Origin of the sequence: Burkholderia sp. AU18528, assembly GCF_002223215.2 — a bacterium.
Lineage (GTDB): Bacteria > Pseudomonadota > Gammaproteobacteria > Burkholderiales > Burkholderiaceae > Burkholderia > Burkholderia semiarida.
Genome location: NZ_NKFC02000004.1, coordinates 1659161 through 1677358 on the forward strand (window position 1 = coordinate 1659161; position 18198 = coordinate 1677358).

15 protein-coding genes and 7 tRNA genes are annotated in these 18198 nt (G+C 66.2%); 7 read left to right on the forward strand and 15 right to left on the reverse strand.

The genetic code is table 11. From position 1 onward, the window contains the following. Positions 1–64 precede the first annotated feature (64 nt). The 3 genes from CFB52_RS10470 (at position 65) to aceA (ending at position 3932) form a co-directional block, all read left to right on the forward strand. Positions 65–334, forward strand: coding sequence for an acyl-CoA-binding protein (locus tag CFB52_RS10470; protein WP_011885170.1), 270 nt, complete (start codon positions 65–67; stop codon positions 332–334). A 357-nt stretch (positions 335–691) separates the two neighbouring features. Continuing rightward, positions 692–2236 carry a DEAD/DEAH box helicase gene (locus tag CFB52_RS10475; protein ID WP_099316537.1) on the forward strand — a complete coding sequence of 515 codons (1545 nt, stop codon included), beginning with the start codon at positions 692–694 and terminating at the stop codon, positions 2234–2236. 388 nt (positions 2237–2624) lie between these two features. Continuing rightward, positions 2625–3932: an isocitrate lyase gene (gene aceA / locus CFB52_RS10480; RefSeq protein WP_059645325.1), complete on the forward strand. Its 1308-nt coding sequence runs from the start codon at positions 2625–2627 to the stop codon at positions 3930–3932. A 210-nt stretch (positions 3933–4142) separates the two neighbouring features. Here the strand turns inward: aceA and CFB52_RS10485 are convergent, their stop codons facing one another. Beyond that, positions 4143–4577 carry a universal stress protein gene (locus CFB52_RS10485; protein ID WP_011549516.1) on the reverse strand — a complete coding sequence of 145 codons (435 nt, stop codon included), beginning with the start codon at positions 4575–4577 and terminating at the stop codon, positions 4143–4145. A gap of 159 nt (positions 4578–4736) precedes the next feature. Continuing rightward, a complete protein-coding gene (locus CFB52_RS10490) occupies positions 4737–5642 on the reverse strand; it encodes a LysR family transcriptional regulator (protein WP_089464927.1) in 906 nt (301 codons plus the stop codon). A gap of 157 nt (positions 5643–5799) precedes the next feature. Between CFB52_RS10490 and CFB52_RS10495 the strand changes: the two genes are divergently transcribed. Beyond that, positions 5800–6567 carry a haloacid dehalogenase type II gene (locus CFB52_RS10495; protein WP_099316538.1) on the forward strand — a complete coding sequence of 256 codons (768 nt, stop codon included), beginning with the start codon at positions 5800–5802 and terminating at the stop codon, positions 6565–6567. 65 nt (positions 6568–6632) lie between these two features. Continuing rightward, positions 6633–8225 carry a malate synthase A gene (gene aceB, locus CFB52_RS10500; protein ID WP_059573729.1) on the forward strand — a complete coding sequence of 531 codons (1593 nt, stop codon included), beginning with the start codon at positions 6633–6635 and terminating at the stop codon, positions 8223–8225. A gap of 129 nt (positions 8226–8354) precedes the next feature. Here the strand turns inward: aceB and CFB52_RS10505 are convergent, their stop codons facing one another. Then, on the reverse strand, positions 8355–8771 hold the full coding sequence (locus CFB52_RS10505) for a gamma-glutamylcyclotransferase (protein WP_099316539.1): 417 nt from the start codon (positions 8769–8771) through the stop codon (positions 8355–8357). Between the two features lie 266 nt (positions 8772–9037). On the opposite strand from CFB52_RS10505, the gene CFB52_RS10510 reads away from it, so the two are divergent. Then, positions 9038–9919 (forward strand): helix-turn-helix domain-containing protein, encoded by an 882-nt coding sequence (locus CFB52_RS10510; protein WP_099316540.1) that lies wholly within the window; start codon positions 9038–9040, stop codon positions 9917–9919. A 26-nt stretch (positions 9920–9945) separates the two neighbouring features. Here CFB52_RS10510 and CFB52_RS10515 read toward each other — a convergent pair whose 3' ends face one another. From CFB52_RS10515 to gltX, 9 genes are all read right to left on the reverse strand, one after another. Beyond that, the gene (locus CFB52_RS10515) at positions 9946–10410 is read right to left on the reverse strand and encodes a GNAT family N-acetyltransferase (RefSeq protein WP_059573669.1); all 465 of its coding nucleotides are present in this window, start codon (positions 10408–10410) and stop codon (positions 9946–9948) included. Positions 10411–10750: 340 nt separating this feature from the next. Further along, a tRNA-Asp gene (locus CFB52_RS10520) sits at positions 10751–10827 on the reverse strand. Between the two features lie 73 nt (positions 10828–10900). Continuing rightward, positions 10901–10976 (reverse strand) — tRNA-Glu (locus CFB52_RS10525). 65 nt (positions 10977–11041) lie between these two features. Then, positions 11042–11118, reverse strand: a tRNA-Asp gene (locus tag CFB52_RS10530). Between the two features lie 79 nt (positions 11119–11197). Continuing rightward, positions 11198–11273 (reverse strand) — tRNA-Glu (locus CFB52_RS10535). A 63-nt stretch (positions 11274–11336) separates the two neighbouring features. Then, a tRNA-Asp gene (locus CFB52_RS10540) sits at positions 11337–11413 on the reverse strand. A gap of 78 nt (positions 11414–11491) precedes the next feature. Continuing rightward, positions 11492–11567: transfer RNA gene (locus CFB52_RS10545), tRNA-Glu, on the reverse strand. 137 nt (positions 11568–11704) lie between these two features. Continuing rightward, positions 11705–11780, reverse strand: a tRNA-Ala gene (locus CFB52_RS10550). A 127-nt stretch (positions 11781–11907) separates the two neighbouring features. Then, on the reverse strand, positions 11908–13317 hold the full coding sequence (gltX, locus tag CFB52_RS10555; protein ID WP_060310058.1) for a glutamate--tRNA ligase: 1410 nt from the start codon (positions 13315–13317) through the stop codon (positions 11908–11910). 279 nt (positions 13318–13596) lie between these two features. Between gltX and CFB52_RS10560 the strand changes: the two genes are divergently transcribed. Next, positions 13597–14514, forward strand: coding sequence for a patatin-like phospholipase family protein (locus CFB52_RS10560; protein WP_099316541.1), 918 nt, complete (start codon positions 13597–13599; stop codon positions 14512–14514). 154 nt (positions 14515–14668) lie between these two features. Here CFB52_RS10560 and CFB52_RS10565 read toward each other — a convergent pair whose 3' ends face one another. The 3 genes from CFB52_RS10565 to CFB52_RS10575 all read right to left on the reverse strand — a co-directional run bounded on the left by CFB52_RS10565 (position 14669) and on the right by CFB52_RS10575 (position 18185). Continuing rightward, on the reverse strand, positions 14669–15340 hold the full coding sequence (locus tag CFB52_RS10565; RefSeq protein WP_089464930.1) for a C40 family peptidase: 672 nt from the start codon (positions 15338–15340) through the stop codon (positions 14669–14671). A gap of 128 nt (positions 15341–15468) precedes the next feature. After that, entirely contained in the window at positions 15469–17091 is a 1623-nt protein-coding gene (locus CFB52_RS10570) for an ABC transporter ATP-binding protein (protein ID WP_059573666.1), read from the reverse strand. Next, positions 17088–18185, reverse strand: coding sequence for an ABC transporter permease (locus CFB52_RS10575; protein WP_089464931.1), 1098 nt, complete (start codon positions 18183–18185; stop codon positions 17088–17090). The genes CFB52_RS10570 and CFB52_RS10575 overlap by 4 nt, the downstream gene beginning before the upstream one ends. Between the last annotated feature and the right edge of the window lie 13 nt (positions 18186–18198).

An 18198-nucleotide genomic window follows, 5' to 3' on the forward strand; every position in this document is an offset into this window, starting at 1 on the left:
TCGACCCCGCGCGGCGGTCCGCTTGTTAAGATCGGCCGACCTGAAACCCTTACGGAGACACCCGATGAGCGACCTCACCGCGCAATTCGACCAGGCCCAGATCGACGTCAAGCAACTGACCGAACGGCCGGGCAACCTGACCCTGCTGCGCCTGTATGCGCTCTTCAAGCAGGCGACCGACGGCGATGCGCACGGCGACAAGCCCGGCTTCACCGACATCGTCGGCAAATACAAGTACGATGCCTGGGAAGCCCTGAAGGGCACGTCGCAGGACGCGGCGAAGCAACAGTACGTCGAACTCGTCGAATCGCTGAAAAACGGCACGGCGTCCTGACCGAATCACGGTCATCGCAATAGGCAATCAAATCAGTGGCGCAGCGCAGCAAATTTCTTTATAATGCTGCCTGCGTCATCTCCCGCGCTCGGCTCGCAAGCCGTTCCGGCCCGACGCCTCGTAGCGTTAAGCTCCAATCCGGTTTAGAACCTGTCCCCTCCTGCTTCGACCCTTGCGGTCGTCAACTAGGCTGGCGGCCCCGCTCCTGAAGCGCGCCGCACCCAAAACAGCTTCTAATGCCTCATCCGCCGACGGTTCGGCGGATTGCACCCGTTTCCCGATTTGCTCGCTGAATCCGACGACTTGGGTATGCGCGATTGGCGCCGACGTTTCACCCACTGTGTTTCAAGGATTGTTATGACTTCGAGCATCAACACCAGCCCGCTCAACGCGATCGCCGACCAGGCGCTCGGTCTCGACGACGCCGCCGCACCGGCCGCGGTCGAACCGGCGTCGGACGAGCCGAGCTTCGCGTCGCTCGGGCTGTCGCCGGAGATCGTCTCCGCGCTGCAGGCCGCCGGCTACGTGAAGCCGACGCCGGTCCAGCAGCGCGCGATTCCGGCCGGCATCGCCGGCCGCGACCTGCTGGTGTCGAGCCCGACCGGTTCGGGCAAGACGGCCGCATTCATGCTGCCCGCGATCGAACGTTTCGCGCAGCTCCAGAAGACGCAGGCGCAGCAACCGCGCGCGCCGCGTGAACCGAACCAGGGCGATCGCCGCGCGCGCCGCCCGCAACCCGTCGCGCGCCCGGGCCTGCTCGTGCTGACGCCGACCCGCGAACTCGCGATGCAGGTCACGACGGCCGCGTCGACGTACGGCAAGCACCTGAAGCGCCTGCGCACGGTCAGCATCCTCGGCGGCGTCGCCTATGGCCAGCAGCTGATGCTGCTCGCGAAGAACCCGGAAATCCTGGTTGCCACGCCGGGCCGCCTGCTCGACCACCTCGAGCGCGGCCGCATCGACCTGTCGGAACTGAAGATGCTGGTGCTCGACGAAGCCGACCGCATGCTCGACATGGGCTTCATCGAAGACATCGAAACGATCGTCGCCGCCACGCCGGAATCGCGCCAGACGATGCTGTTCTCGGCCACGCTCGACGGCAAGATCGGTTCGCTGACGAGCCGCCTGCTGAAGGATCCGGAACGCATCGAGATCCAGCAGCGCCTCGAATCGCGCGCGAACATCGCGCAGACCGTCCACTACGTCGACGACCGCGATCACAAGGATCGCCTGCTCGATCACCTGCTGCGCGACGACGCGCTCGACCAGGCGATCATCTTCACGGCGACCAAGATCGACGCCGACCAGCTCGCCGGCCGTCTCGCCGACGCAGGCTTCGAATCGGCCGCGCTGCACGGCGACCTGCCGCAGGGCGCGCGCAACCGCACGATCCGTGCGCTGCGCGAGCGCCGCGTGCGCGTGCTGGTGGCCACCGACGTCGCGGCACGCGGCATCGACATCCCGGGTATCACGCACGTGTTCAACTACGACCTGCCGAAGTTCGCGGAAGACTACGTGCACCGTATCGGCCGTACCGGCCGCGCAGGCCGTTCGGGTATCGCGGTGAGCCTCGTGCATCACGCCGAGCAAGGCGCGCTCAAGCGCATCGAGCGCTTCGTGCGCTCGCCGCTGCCGGTCAACGTGATCGAAGGCTTCGAGCCGCGCAAGGCGCCCCCGCGTAACGGCGGCACCGGCGGCCGCGGCCGTCCGGGCGGCGGTAACGGCGGTCGTCGTTTCGGCGGCAAGCCGGGCGGCGGTTATGGCGGCAGCGGCAACGGCCGCAGCTACGGCGGCGGCAATGGCGGCGGCTGGAGCGGCAAGCCCGGCGGCAGCCGCGACGGCGGCCCGCGTCGCGACGGCCAGCGCAGCGGCGGCCCGCGCCGCAGCAATTCGGCATCGTAAGCACACACGGGCGGCCGTCGGCCGCCCAGCGGATCGGCAACCCGCCCATCCAGCCGACCGGCGCATCCGCGCCGGTTTTTTTTCGTCCCTTCCGTATATTTCACAATACGGAAAAAATTTTTGTGTCGTAAAAAATCATGCTGCACGGCACAACCCACGCGATTGCAGGATAGGAAAATGCATTTCTTATCTCGAAACTACGCACGCAAGCCATTGATTCAAAACAATTAAAAAATTACGCACGTCACGAACCGGCCCCTGTTTCACTCCCGTCGATTTGCCTAGACTCTTATACAAGACTTCGCGAAACGGAACACACTGCTTCCCCGCTTCGCGAACAGCATCACCGTCAGATTCGGCAGGCATACATCGCATCAAGGAGCTCATCATGTCGCGTCAGCAACAGGCACAGGAACTGCAACAGCAATGGGAAACCGATCCGCGCTGGAAGGGCATCAAGCGCAGCTACTTGGCTGAGGACGTGGTCCGCCTGCGCGGCTCGGTCCCCATCGAACACACGCTGGCCAAGCGCGGTGCGGAAAAACTGTGGAGCCTCGTCAACAACGAGCCGTTCGTCAACGCACTCGGCGCGCTGACCGGCAACCAGGCCATGCAGCAGGTGAAGGCCGGCCTGAAGGCCATCTACCTGTCCGGCTGGCAAGTGGCCGGCGACGCCAACGTCGCGGGCGAAATGTACCCGGACCAGTCGCTGTATCCGGCGAACTCGGTGCCGCTCGTCGTGAAGCGCATCAACAACACCTTGACGCGCGCCGACCAGATCCAGTGGTCGGAAGGCAAGAACCCGGGCGACGAAGGCTACGTCGACTTCTTCGCGCCGATCGTCGCCGATGCGGAAGCCGGTTTCGGCGGCGTGCTCAACGCGTTCGAGCTGATGAAGGCGATGATCGAGGCAGGCGCATCGGGCGTTCACTTCGAGGACCAGCTCGCGTCGGTGAAGAAGTGCGGCCACATGGGCGGCAAGGTGCTCGTGCCGACGCGCGAAGCCGTCGCGAAGCTGTCGGCCGCGCGTCTCGCGGCCGACGTGATGGGCACGCCGACCGTGCTGATCGCGCGCACCGACGCGGAAGCGGCCGACCTGATCACGTCCGACGTCGACGACAACGACAAGCCGTTCCTGACGGGCGAGCGCACGGTGGAAGGCTTCTTCCGCACGAAGCCGGGCCTCGAGCAGGCGGTCTCGCGCGGCCTCGCGTATGCGCCGTACGCGGACCTGATCTGGTGCGAAACGGGCAAGCCGGATCTCGAGTACGCGAAGAAGTTTGCTGAAGCGATCCACAAGCAGTTCCCGGGCAAGCTGCTGTCGTACAACTGCTCGCCGTCGTTCAACTGGAAGAAGAACCTCGACGACGCGACGATCGCGAAGTTCCAGAAGGAACTCGGCGCGATGGGCTACAAGTTCCAGTTCATCACGCTGGCCGGCTTCCATGCGCTGAACTACTCGATGTTCAACCTCGCGCACGGCTATGCCCGCACGCAGATGAGCGCGTTCGTCGAACTGCAGCAGGCCGAGTTCGCGGCCGCCGACAAGGGCTTCACGGCCGTCAAGCATCAGCGCGAGGTCGGTACGGGCTACTTCGACGCGGTCACGCAGACGGTCGAACGGGAAGCGTCGACGACCGCGCTGCACGGGTCGACCGAGGACGAACAGTTCTTCGACGGCAAGAAGGTCGCATAACGCGCGCAGGCGCTACGCCGATGCCCGCCGCGTCTCGCGACGCCGCGGCGTCGGCCACCGGAACAACAATCAGGGAGGAGACGGCAGGCGCGCGAGTCCCATCGCGCGACCGGCCGCGCGGCCTGCGGGCCGCCAGCAACGATGCGCGCCGGCTTGGTCCGGCGCGCCCTTTTTCCGCGGTGCAGCCGCCCGGCCACGGCCGGCGCTGCCCTACCGATAGACGATCACCGGAATTTTCGTATGGGTCAGCACGCGCTGCGTCTCGCTGCCGATCAGCAGGCTGCCGAGCCCGCGGCGTCCGTGGGACGCCATGAAGATCACGTCGCACCCGCCGCGTTCGGCCGCCTCGATGATGCCGAGATACGGCGACGGATGCACGCTCGTCCACGTGTCGCACGCGACCCCGGCCGCCTTCGCGGCCGCTTCCACCTCGTCGAGATGCGCACGCGCCTCGCGCTCGCTGCGCGCGCGGAAATCCGCGGGCGGCTCGATGATCACTTCGGAAAACGGCGAGTACGGGTATTGCGGCAGGCACGCGTAGGCCGTCACGCGCGCGCCGACCGCGCGAGCCAGGTCGATCGCACCGTCGATCGCCTTTTGCGACAGTTCGGAACCGTCGGTTGGAACGAGGATGTGCCGGAACATCGCGCCCTCCTTCGTCGATTGCACGCCACGCGCCGCGGCGCCGGCCGAGCCGGCCGCGACACGGCGCGCATGCCTCTTACGATTGTAGTGCGCGAAACCGCGCACGCCGCGCCGCCAGCGGGTTCGCCCTCATATCGGAAACACGCGGGCGCGTGTCGCCTACCCGCCCCAATAGCCGGGCCGCTCGTACGTATGCTTCAGGTAATCGAGAAACAGGCGCACGCGCAACGGCAGATGCCGGCGCTGCGGAAACACCGCATGGATGCCGATCGGCGGCGCGGCGAATGCATCGAGCACGCTGACGAGCCGGCCGGCCGCGATGTCCTCGCCGACTTCCCACCACGAGCGCCACGCCAGGCCATGGCCGGCGAGGCACCACTCGTGCAGCACCGCGCCGTCCGAGCATTCCATCGTGCCGTTCACGCGGATCGACACGACCTTGCCGTCTTCCTGGAACGTCCAGCCGCGCTGCTGGTTCGCGTTCGCCGCGAGCGCGAGGCAGTTGTGCCGCGCCAGTTCCGCGAGCGTGACCGGCATGCCGCGCCGCTCGAGATACGCGGGAGACGCGACGCACACGCGGCGATTCTCGCCGAGCTTCAGCGATACCAGCGACGAGTCGGGCAGCTCGCCGAGCCGCACCGCGCAATCGAATCCTTCGTTGACGAGATCGACCATCCGGTCGGACAGGTCGAGCGTGACCGACACGTCCGGGTGCGCGCCGCTGAATTCGGGCACGAGCGGCGCGACGTGCCGCCGGCCGAAGCCGGCCGGCGCGGAAATGCGCAGGTGGCCGCTGGCCTTCACGCCGCCGGCGGACACGCTCGCTTCCGCGTTCTGCATGTCGTTGATGATGCGCTGGCAATCCTCGAGGAACGCCGAACCCTCGAACGTCAGCGTGAGCTTGCGCGTCGTGCGCACCAGGAGCTTGACGCCGAGCCGCTCCTCGAGCGCGTCGAGGCGGCGGCCGATGATCGCCGGCGCGACCCCTTCCGCATGCGCGGCCGCCGACAGGCTGCCTTTTGCCGCGACCGCGGCGAACGTTTCGATCTGTTTGAACCGGTCCATGACGCTCGCGAGAAGACGGCATCGCCGCCCTTCAAATAGCTTGGGCCGCTCAGATTAGGTATATGAAAGTAAAAGATCAAGTGATGTTTAGCGTATTTTTTAGCATCTTCTATCACGAATACAATCGACCCGACCTCTGAAACTGGAGCGCAAGGCTATGTCGGCCACAACGACACTCTCCTCTCCCGACGCCATTCTCTTCGACGCATTCGGCACGTTGTTCGACGTGCGTGCCGTGCTGGCCGCGGCAGAGCAGATGTTCCCCGGACACGGGGAACGGTTGTCGCAGCTGTGGCGACGCAAGCAGATCGAATACTCGCAGCTGCGCACGCTCGCCGATCCGGCCGGCGCGCACTACCGCCCGTTCCGGGACATCACGCTCGATGCGCTGCGGTTCGCCGCGCGCCGGCTCGGGCTCGTGCTGAACGGCGCGGCCGAGAAGCGGCTGATGGACGAATACGCGTGCCTGTCCACCTATCCCGATACGGTGCCCGCGCTGCGCAAGCTGCGCGCGCTCGACCCGCGCCGGCCGCTCGCGATCCTGTCGAACGGCACCCCGCAGATGCTCGACATCGCGATCAAGAGCGCGGGCATGTCCGGCCTGTTCGATCGCGTGCTGTCGGCCGACACCGTGCGCGCGTACAAGCCGAGCCCGGCCGCCTATGCGCTCGGCACCGCCGCGTTCGGGGCGAACCCGCGCGACATCGTGTTCGTGTCGTCGAACGCGTGGGACGTCGCCGGCGCGACCTGGTTCGGCTACACGACGTTCTGGCTCAACCGCACGGGCGCGCCCGCCGAGGAACTCGGCGCGCCGCCCGACGGCACCGGCACCGGCATGGCAGACCTGCTCGCCTTCCTCGCCGCACCCGCCCCGGCTCCGTCCGGCAGACCCGCGAACCGCACGCGCCCCGGCCCGGGTGCATGACGCTCGCGGATGCCGCCTTCCCCCTTCACCGAAACCGCAACTGACCGACCAAGGAGATGAGACTCATGAGCACCCCGATCACGCTGCCGCAAGGCATGACGATCACCGGCGAAATCAAGCCGGGTTACGAAGCGATCCTGACGCCCGACGCGCTGGCACTCGTCGCGGCGCTGCACCGCACGTTCGAATCGCGTCGCCAGGCGCTGCTGCAGGCCCGCGTCGAGCGCACGAAGCGCCTCGACGCGGGCGAACGCCCTGATTTCCTCGCCGAGACGAAGGCGATCCGCGAAGGCGACTGGAAGGTCGCGCCGCTGCCGGCCGACCTGCAATGCCGCCGCGTCGAGATCACGGGCCCCGTCGAGCGCAAGATGATCATCAACGCGCTGAACTCGGGCGCCGATTCGTACATGACGGACTTCGAGGATTCGAACGCGCCGAGCTGGACGAACCAGATCGACGGCCAGATCAACCTGAAGGACGCGGTGCGCCGCACGATCTCGCTCGAACAGAACGGCAAGTCGTACAAGCTGAACGACAAGGTCGCGACGCTGATCGTGCGCCCGCGCGGCTGGCACCTCGACGAGAAGCACGTGACGGTCGACGGCCAGCGCGTGTCCGGCGGCATCTTCGATTTCGCGCTGTTCCTGTTCCACAACGCGAAGGAACTGCTCGCGCGCGGCTCGGGCCCGTACTTCTACCTGCCGAAGATGGAAAGCCATCTCGAGGCGCGCCTGTGGAACGACATCTTCGTCGCCGCGCAGGAAGCGGTCGGCGTGCCGCGCGGCACGATCCGCGCGACGGTGCTGATCGAGACGATCCTCGCCGCGTTCGAGATGGACGAGATCCTGTACGAGCTGCGCGAGCACAGCTCGGGCCTGAACGCCGGCCGCTGGGACTACATCTTCTCGGCGATCAAGAAGTTCAAGAACGACCGCGACTTCTGCCTGGCCGACCGTTCGAAGATCACGATGACGGTGCCGTTCATGCGTGCATACGCGCTGCTGCTGCTGAAGACCTGTCACAAGCGCAACGCGCCGGCGATCGGCGGGATGAGCGCGCTGATTCCGATCAAGAACGATCCGGAAGCGAACGACAAGGCGATGGGCGGCGTGCGCTCGGACAAGCAGCGCGACGCGACCGACGGCTACGACGGCGGCTGGGTCGCGCACCCGGGCCTCGTGCCGATCGCGATGGAGGAATTCGTCAAGGTGCTCGGCGACAAGCCGAACCAGATCGCGAAGCAGCGCGACGACGTGCAGGTCGAAGCGAAAAACCTGCTCGACTTCCAGCCGGAAGCGCCGATCACCGAAGCCGGCCTGCGCAACAACATCAACGTCGGGATCCACTACCTCGGCGCGTGGCTCGACGGCAACGGCTGCGTGCCGATCCACAACCTGATGGAAGACGCGGCGACGGCCGAGATTTCCCGCTCGCAGGTGTGGCAATGGATCCGCTCGCCGAAGGGCGTGCTCGACGACGGCCGCAAGGTCACGGCCGAGCTCGTGCGCGAATTCGCGAAGATCGAACTCGACAACGTGAAGCGCGCGGTCGGCGGCAACACGCAGCCGTACGAACGCGCCGCGGCGATCTTCGAGCAGATGTCGACGTCGGAAGGCTTCACCGAATTCCTGACGCTGCCGCTGTACGAGGAAATCTGACGGCACGTCCGTTGCGATCGGCGGCCGGCCCCACGCCGCACCGCCGGCCGCATGGAGGACGGCATGAAAGAAGCGCCCCGCGGGGCGCTTCCTTTTTGCGGCGATGCCAGCCGCCGCCGGCAGGCACGCTCAGGCGGCGGCTTCCTGCTCGCGCCGGTGCTGGACCCAGTCGCCCGACGTGATACGCGGGCGCCCGGCTGCCGCGTGCGCGGCGACCGGATAATACAGGCAGGCATACTGCCGGCCGCCGAGCTCGACCGTTACCTCCTGCGGCTTGAACAGCGAGTCGACGCCCGGATAGACGCGCTCGATCTCGTCGAGCACCGGGACGAGCCGCTCGTCGACCTCGTAGACGTCGCCCCACACCAGCGACTTGCCGACCGTCCCGGCAATCATGCCCGGATACGTGCCGAAATCGTACAGCTCACCCGGCAGCGCGGCCGCGCCCAGCAGCGTCGGCGCGGCGATGCCGTGGCGGGCGGCCGCATGGCCGATGTCGTTGGCCTGTCCGGCTCTCAAGGTGCCATAGACGAATACGTGGCGCATCGTGGTTCTCCTCTTCAATTCGTGTGTTGCCGTGTTTGCGTGCGATCGGTGCGCGATGGGCGCGATCTGGCGCACGCATCGATAGACCGCGATACCGGCCCGATGGTTCGAACGGTCGGCGCGCGCGGCTGCGGCGCTGCTCCGGATTCGCCGATGCCCACACAAAGTTCATTTGAACCCGGCATGATGACCCGACAAACCGCCGCATGCGCACGCGCTGCGCCTTCTAAAATGACGGCATCGCCGCCGCGCCGCCCGAACCGTTCATGAATCCGCCCACTCCAGCCGACGTATCGAACCCGTACGACGTCATCGACATCCCGCCGGAATTCGCGCCGACCGCCGTTCATCCGATGCGCGTGCGCGCACGGCAGGTCGATGCCGGCCACCGCATTCCGCTGCACACGCATGCGTGGGCGCAACTCGCATACGCATCGCGCGGCGTGCTGCGCGTGGCGACGACCGGCACGACCTGGATGGTGCCGCCGTCCCGCGCGATCTGGGTGCCGCCGCACGTGACGCACGAAGTCACAATCGTCGAAGAGGCCTACTTGCGCACGCTGTACATCGACGAATCGATCGTGCCGGGCGGCCTCGATGCGTGCCGCGTCGTCGAGGTGACGGGGCTGCTGCGCGAACTGATCGTCGCACTCGACGCGCGCGAACTGAGCACCGCGCGCGAGCACCTGCTGTGCGGGCTCGTGCTCGACGAACTGAGTCATGCCGAACCGTTGCCGCTCGCAGTGCCGATGCCCGACGAGAAACGGTTGCGTCTTCTGTGCGAATCGGTACTCGCGCACCCCGCGCATGCGGAATCGCTCGAACACTGGGCGAGCGAGGTCGGGGCGAGCACGCGCACGATCTCGCGGCTCTTCAAGCAGGAACTCGGGGTGAGCTTTTCGCAGTGGCGTCAGCAGGCGCTGCTCGCACGGGCGATCCCGCTGCTGAACCAGGGGCGCCCGCTGTCGCATATCGCGCGCGAACTCGGCTACCAGAGCCAGAGCGCGTTCTCGGCCATGTTCCGCCGGGCATTCGGCGAAAGCCCGCGTGCGTTCATGCTGCGCGGCTACGAACATCGAGGCCCGGAAGGCCGCGGCGCGGACGACGACGCGCGGGACGGCGACGGCGCGATCGACACGGTGCGCTGATCCTCGCGCGCCGGCGCGCCGGGCCGTCAGACCGGCCGCACCATGTGGCGGATCGAGCCGAGTTGCGCGAGCCGCGGGCCGGTCACCTGGTAGCCCATGCGCAGGTACAAACGCGCGGCAGGGTTATCGACGAACACGCGCAACTGCAGTTCGTGCAGCCCGCGCGCACGTGCCCAGCGATGCGACATCTCGAGCATGTAGGTGCCGGCGCCCTGCCCGCGATGGCCGGCCGCGATCTGCACGTCGCGAATATGCAGCGAATCGCCCTCCTCGGTCACGCGCAGCACGCCGATGCGCTCGCCGTCGGCCTCGAGGATGAAGTTTTCGGATTCGCGCCAGCTCGCATAGAACAGGTCGCTGCGCCATACGAGCCCATGACGCTTGTAGTAGCCGCCCATGTTGCCGTGCGTCAACGCTTCGGCATACGGAAAATCATCGGGCTCCGCGGGCCGGAGCTGATACAGGAGTCGCAGGTCGGTCGGATCGAGCATCGCGCAGGAGTCGGAAACGCATCCCGCCACGATAGCGCAGTCGCGTACGGATGCAATCGCGAATTTCTCGTAGGGGCGCGGTGCTCGGTGCAGCATGCGGGACCACAAAGCACAAACAACAATGCCCGCACGAGGCGGGCATTGTTGTTTGTTTGGCGGAGCGGACGGGACTCGCCCACATCCTGCAGGCCGCGGCTGCGCTTGCACGCGCAGCCCTTCGAGTCCCGCCGGAAGCCGCGCAGGCGGCTTCCTCCGCTCCGCAGTCACGCGCCCGCCAGCAGGCGCAAAACCACAACGCACAAACAAGAATGCCCGCACGAGGCGGGCATTCTTGTTTGTTTGGCGGAGCGGACGGGACTCGAACCCGCGACCCCCGGCGTGACAGGCCGGTATTCTAACCGACTGAACTACCGCTCCAGTCTTGCTACTTGCCTGGCAGGCGTCGGTTACCTCCTGCCGGCACGTCGTTTGTTCGAACGACGCCGAAATCTGGCGTCCCCTAGGGGATTCGAACCCCTGTACTCACCGTGAAAGGGTGATGTCCTAGGCCTCTAGACGAAGGGGACAACGTACTGCTTACATCCTTAACGAGAAAGCCCGTTCAAAAAACGCTTTTGAACGGGCTTCGTTCTGGCGGAGCGGACGGGGCTCGAACCCGCGACCCCCGGCGTGACAGGCCGGTATTCTAACCAACTGAACTACCGCTCCAGCTTTCTGCACTACCGCCTGCAGGATCTCGTCACGTTCCTGCACGCGTTGCGGCACTTCCATGAAACGCCGCTGAATCTGGCGTCCCCTAGGGGATTCGAACCCCTGTACTCACCGTGAAAGGGTGATGTCCTAGGCCTCTAGACGAAGGGGACAACGTACTGCTTACATCTTTAATACAAAAGCCCGCTCAAAAACGTCTTGAACGGGCTTCGTTCTGGCGGAGCGGACGGGACTCGAACCCGCGACCCCCGGCGTGACAGGCCGGTATTCTAACCGACTGAACTACCGCTCCAGCTTTCTTACCCAACCTGCAGGACGTCGGTTACGTTCCTGCAAGCCTCGCGACACTTCTACGAAACGCCGCTGAATTTGGCGTCCCCTAGGGGATTCGAACCCCTGTACTCACCGTGAAAGGGTGATGTCCTAGGCCTCTAGACGAAGGGGACAAAATCTTTTCAGATTTGTCTGACTTTCGCTATTTACTTCCAGTCAACAGCGAAGGCCGGAATTCTAACTGCTTTGAATCATTTTGTGAAGCATTTATTACTACCGCTGCTTCGCCAATCAATTCGGTTTGTTCTGATGGTGGAGGTAAGCGGGATCGAACCGCTGACCTCTTGCATGCCATGCAAGCGCTCTCCCAGCTGAGCTATACCCCCTTGCAGAACAGAAATGAGATTATATGGACCTACTTTGATCTTGTAAATACCCTTTTTGCGATTCGTGCGAAATTTTTTGCGAAGCTGCCGCGCGCTCACGCGCAGACAGCTTCAATGACGCACGAACTCAGGCCAGCGCGGCCTCGATGCGCGACACCACGACGTCGCGACCGAACAGCACGAGCACCGCGTCGATCGACGGCGTATGCGTCGTGCCCGCCACCAGCAGACGCACCGGCATCGCGAGCTGCGGCATCTTGAGCTTGTGCGCGGCGAGCGTCGCCTTCAGCGCGGCGGACACCGCCTCCTTCGTCCACTCGGCCGCCTTCAGCGCGGCGACGAGATCCGCCAGCGCCGGCCGTACCGCATCGGTCACGTGCTGCGCGAGCGCGTCCGCGTCGGGCGCCGGCACACGGTAGAACATCGTCGCGCCTTCCGCGATCTCCTTGACCGTCGTCGCACGATCCTTCATCAGGCCGACCACCGCATCGAGCGCCGGGCCCGTCGCGATCGCCGCGTCGTCGATGCCGAGCGCGTCGAGAAACGGCTTCGCGAGTTCCGCAAGGCGTGCGTTGTCGGCTTCCTTGATGTAGTGCGCGTTCAGCCAGCTCAGCTTGCTGTGGTCGTACTGCGCGGGCGACTTGCCGAGATGCTCGAGATCGAACCATTCGACGAACTGCTCGCGCGAGAAGATTTCCGCATCGCCGTGCGACCAGCCGAGACGCGCGAGATAGTTGACCACGGCTTCAGGCAGGAAGCCCGCATCGCGGTACGCCATCACGCTCATCGCGCCATGCCGCTTGCTCATCTTCTCGCCCTGCTCGTTCAGCACGGTCGGCAGGTGCGCATAGACGGGCGGCTCGCCGCCGAGCGCCTTCAGGATGTTGATCTGGCGCGGCGTGTTGTTCACATGGTCGTCGCCACGGATCACGTGCGTGATGCCCATGTCCATGTCGTCCACCACCACGCAGAAGTTGTAGATCGGCGTGCCGTCCGGGCGCGCGATCACGAGGTCGTCGAGTTCCTCGTTCGAGATCTCCACACGCCCCTTCACCGCGTCGTCCCACACGACCGTACCCGTCAGCGGATTGCGAAAGCGCAGCACCGGCTTCACGCCGGCCGGCGGCTCCGGCAGCACCTTGCCGGGCTCCGGACGCCACGTACCGTCGTAGCGCGGCTTCAGGCCGGCCTCGCGCTGGCGTTCGCGCAGCGCGTCGAGTTCCTCGGCCGACATGTAGCACGGATACGCGAGGCCCTTCTCGAGCATCTGCGCGAGCACTTCGCGATAGCGGTCCATCCGCTGCATCTGGTAGATCGGACCTTCGTCGAAATCCAGCCCGAGCCATTGCATCCCTTCGAGGATCGCATCGACCGCTTCCTGCGACGAGCGCTCGACGTCGGTATCCTCGATGCGCAGCACGAACGTGCCTTTCATCTTGCGGGCGAACGCCCACGGATAGAGTGCGGAGCGGATGTTGCCGAGGTGGATGAAGCCGGTGGGACTCGGCGCGAAGCGGGTACGGACAGGACGGGTCATAAAAGGTAACTCGAACGCCTGGGGCGCATGAATGATTCGACGCGGGACGGTGGCGGCAGCGTGGACAGCAACGGAGCCGGCGACGCCCGGAACGGGAAAGAAGCCGGAATTATACTCGCGCCGGACATCGCGCCAAGCGCGCCGCTTGCTTTATGATGTGCGCGCCGCGGCCGCCAGCCGGCGCCGCGCCGGCCGCACGGAACCCGCCGCGCGGCCTCGGAAACCATCGCAGCCGCGGGCCGCACGACCCGCCGCGCCAAGCCGCCGGAGAACCATTCGATGTCGTCCCCTCGCCTGTCGCGCCGCCACTTCACGATCGCGTGCGCGTCCGCCAGCCTCGCCGCCTGTACGTCCATCGGCGACAAGTCCCGCCCCGGCACGGCATTGCCGCAGGAGAAGCCGGTGAAGATCGGCATCGCGCTCGGCGGCGGCGCCGCGCGCGGCTTCTCGCACATCGGCGTGCTGAAGGCGCTCGAGGCGCGCGGCATCCCGATCGAGATCGTCGCCGGGACGAGCGCGGGCTCGGTGGTCGGCGCGCTCTACGCGTCGGGCATGAACGCGCTGCAGATCAACAAGATCGCCCTCGACATGGACCAGGCGTCGATCAGCGACTGGGCGTTGCCGTTCCGCTCGCGCGGCCTGCTGCAAGGCGTGGCGCTGCAGAATTTCCTGAACAAGACACTCAACAACCGGCCGATCGAGAAGATGGCGAAGCCGCTCGGCATCGTCGCGACGGACCTCCAAAGCGGCCAGCCGATCCTGTTCCAGCAAGGCAACACGGGGCTCGCGGTGCGCGCGTCGTGCAGCGTGCCGTCAGTGTTCGAGCCGGTGAAGATCGGCAGCCGCGAATATGTGGACGGCGGCCTCGTGAGCCCGGTGCCCGCATCGTTCGCGCGCAAGATGGGCGCGAGCTTCGTGATCGCGGTCGACATCTCGGCCCGGCCCGACGGCGCGGCGACCAACAACCCGATCGAGATGCTGTTGCAGACCTTCACGATCATGGGTCAGACGATCAAGACCTACGAACTCGACAAGTATGCGGACGTCGTGATTCGTCCGAACCTCGCGGCGATGGGCGGCAGCGACTTCAACCAGCGCAACGCGGCGATCCTCGCGGGCGAGGAAGCAGTCGCGCGCATCATGCCGGAACTGCAGCGCAAGCTCGCGGCGGCGCGTGGCGTGACTGCCGCCGCATAACACGATGGGCGGGAGGCCGCGGCACACGCGCCTGCCGGTGGCCGACGGAACGATTTCCGCCTCGTCCGTCGTCCGTGCCGGCCTCAAAACAAAAAACCCTGCCGCCTTCCGGTGACAGGGTTTTTTATTGTCCGGCCTGACCGACCGGCCAACGTCAGTTGCTGCCGTTCGCCGAATCGTCGCCGAGCGTCGCGCGCACGCGCTGACGCAGGTCTTCGGGCTTCATCGGGAATTCCGATTCGATCCGGCGCGCGCCGGTGAAACGCTTTTCCCAATAGCCGCTGTCGAGATCGTCGACGCGGACGGTGCTGCCCGTCGACGGCGAATGCACGAACTTGTTGTCGCCGATGTAGATGCCGACGTGCGAGAACGTGCGGCGCATCGTGTTGAAGAACACGAGATCGCCCGGCTTCAGGTTGCTCATGCTCACCTTTTCGCCGACACGGCTCATTTCTTCCGCGCGACGCGGCAGCGACATGCCGAGCGTGTCCTGGAACACGTAGCGCACGAAACCGCTGCAGTCGAGGCCCGAATCCGGCGAGTTGCCGCCCCAGCGATACCGCACGCCGATCATGTTCAGCGCGCCGACCACCACGTCGCCTGCCTTGCCCGCCATGCCGGCAAGGAACGACTTCGCGCCGCCGGACGGCTGCACGCTGGCCTGCTGGAGGGAGGAACCCGACCCGATCTGAGTCGAATTGGTGACATTCTGGTTAAAACTGCTGACTTCGTCGGCGAACGCGCCGGGAGCTGCTGCGAACAGGGCGCCGATGAATAGCCCGGCGATGGTGCGCGCGCATGCCTGGGTCAGGGATCGATGCTGCATTGGTCGATGGAATGTGCTTAAAAATCAGCTGATTGGCGGAAAATTTCGGTCGATACTAGCCAGCGCGTAATCGTTTGTCAAAACAAATTAAAAAATACAATCGAGATGGTCAGACCATTGGACGCCTATCACGCTTTCCAGACCGCTTTCAACAGCTTTTGTGTGTAAGGATGTGACGGTCTCGTGAAGACGTCGGCCACCTCCCCCGACTCGACGACGGCGCCGTCCTGCATCACCGCGACGCGGTGCGCCATCGCGCCGATCACCTCCAGGTCGTGGCTGATGAAGACGTAGCCGAGGTTGTATTTCTGTTGCAAATTCGCGAGCAGCTTCAGCACCTGCTGCTGGATCGACACGTCGAGCGCCGAGGTCGGCTCGTCGAGGATCAGGATGCGCGGCTCCAGCACCAGCGCGCGCGCGATCGCGATCCGCTGGCGCTGGCCGCCCGAGAATTCGTGCGGATAACGGTGCAGCACCGTGCGGTCGAGGCCGACTTCGCGCAGCACCGCGAGCGATTTCGCGCGGCGCGCATCGGGCGTCATGTCCGGGCGGTGCAGCTCGAGCCCCTCGCCGACGATCCGCTCGATCGTGTGACGCGGCGAAAGCGAACTGAACGGATCCTGAAAGACCACCTGCATGTTCGAGCGCAGCGCGGTCTGCTCGCGGCCGCGATAGGTCGACAGCGCGCGTCCCTGGAATTCGATCTCGCCGCCGGCCGTCTTCTGCAGCCCGAGCAGCGCCATCGCAAGCGTCGACTTCCCCGATCCCGATTCGCCGACGATCCCGAGCGTTTCGCCCTGCCGCACCGACACCGACACGTCGGCCACGGCCGTCACCGGCACCGTGCCGAACCAACCCGCGAAGCCCGGCCGCTTGCGCGCGAACTGCACGCTCACGTGGCGCGCGTCGAGCACGACGGGCGCGATCGGCATCACCGGCGTGACCGCCCGCTGCGGCCGGCTGTTCAGCAGCCGCTGCGTATACGGATGCTCGGGCGCCGCGAAGATCCGCTCGACGGGCCCGCTCTCGACCAGCCGGCCGTGCTCCATCACCGCGACGCGCTGCGCGAAGTGCCGCACGAGATTCAGGTCGTGCGTGATCAGCAGGATCGCCATCCCGCGCTTTTCCGCTTCCTCGCGCTGCAGTTCCAGCAGCAGATCGACGATCTGCGCGCGGATCGTCACGTCGAGCGCGGTGGTCGGCTCGTCGGCGAGCAGCAGGCGCGGCCGGCACGCGAGCGCCATCGCGATCATCGCGCGCTGCCGCTGGCCGCCCGACAACTGGTGCGGGTAGCTGTCGACGCGCTTGTCCGGCTCCGCGATGCCGGTGCGCGCGAGCAGCGCGATCGCCCGCTTGCGCGCCTCCACGGCCGATACGCCGTCGTGCAGCACGATCGTCTCGCCGATCTGCACGCCGATCGTATACAGCGGATTGAGCGCCGTCATCGGCTCCTGGAAGATCATCGCGATGTCCGAGCCGCGCAGCCCGCGCATCTCGCGCTCGCTCCTGGCCGCCAGATCCTGCCCCGCGAAGCGGATCGCGCCCGTGACCTCGGCGTCGCGCAGCAACCGCAGGATCGACAGCGCGGTCACGCTCTTGCCGGACCCCGACTCGCCGACGAGCGCGACGCGCTCGCCGCGCCCGATCGCGAGCGTCACGTCGTCGACCGCGACCGTGTCGCCGAAACGGACGTGCAGACGCTCGAGCGACAGCAGCGGCTCGTGTTGCGTCGATACGGTCGACTCGCTCATCGCTGCCCTCCCGCCGCGCGCACCGAATCGGCGATCCGCGTGTCGAGCGCGTTGCGCAGCGCATCGCCCATGAAGGTCAGCAGCAGCAGCGTCGCGACCAGCACGCCGAACGTCGACAGCGAGATCCACCACGCATCGAGATTGCCCTTGCCCTGCGCGAGCAGCTCGCCCAGGCTCGGCGTCGGCGGCGGTACGCCGAGGCCGAGGAAATCGAGGCTGGTGAGCGCGAGGATCGAGCCGCTCATCCGGAACGGCAGGAACGTGATCACCGGCGTCAGACTGTTCGGCAGCACGTGGCGCCAGATGATCTGCCAGTTCGTCAGCCCCATCGCGCGGGCCGCGCGCACGTAGTCCTGCGTGCGGTTGCGCAGGAATTCCGCGCGCACGTAGTCGGCGAGCCCGATCCAGCCGAACAGCGACAGCAGCACGATCAGCAGCAGGAAGCTCGGCTCGAAGATCGACGCGAAGATGATCAGCAGGTACAGCTCCGGCAGCGAGTTCCAGATCTCGATCAGCCGCTGCCCGACGATGTCGATGCGCCCGCCGAAGAAGCCCTGCACCGCGCCCGCGGCGATCCCGAGCAGCGTGCCGATCGCGGTCAGGATCAACCCGAACTCGACCGACACGCGGAACCCGTACACGAGCCGCGCGAGCAGGTCGCGGCCCTGCGCATCGGTGCCGAGCCAGTTCTCGCGCGACGGCGGCGCCGGATTCGGCACGTTCGAGAAGTAGTTCAGCGTGTCGTAGTAATAGCGGTTCGGCGGATAGACGACGAAGTTGCCGGGCGCCTCGAGCCGCTTGCGCACGTACGGATCGAGATAGTCGGCCGGCGTCGGGAAATCGCCGCCGAAGGTCGTCTCCGGGTACGCATGGAACATCGGGAAATAGGTCTGGCCGTCGTAGCGCACGACGAGCGGCTTGTCGTTCGACCACAGCGGCGCCGCAAGGCTCGCGGCAAAGGCCACGACGAAGATCACGAAGCTCCAGTAGCCGAGGCGCTGCTGCCTGAAGCGCTGCCACACGCGGCGCGCGGGCGACGGCGACACGCGCGCGCGCGCGGCATCGATGCGGGGGGATGCGACGGCCCGGTTCATCGCGCGCCTCGCC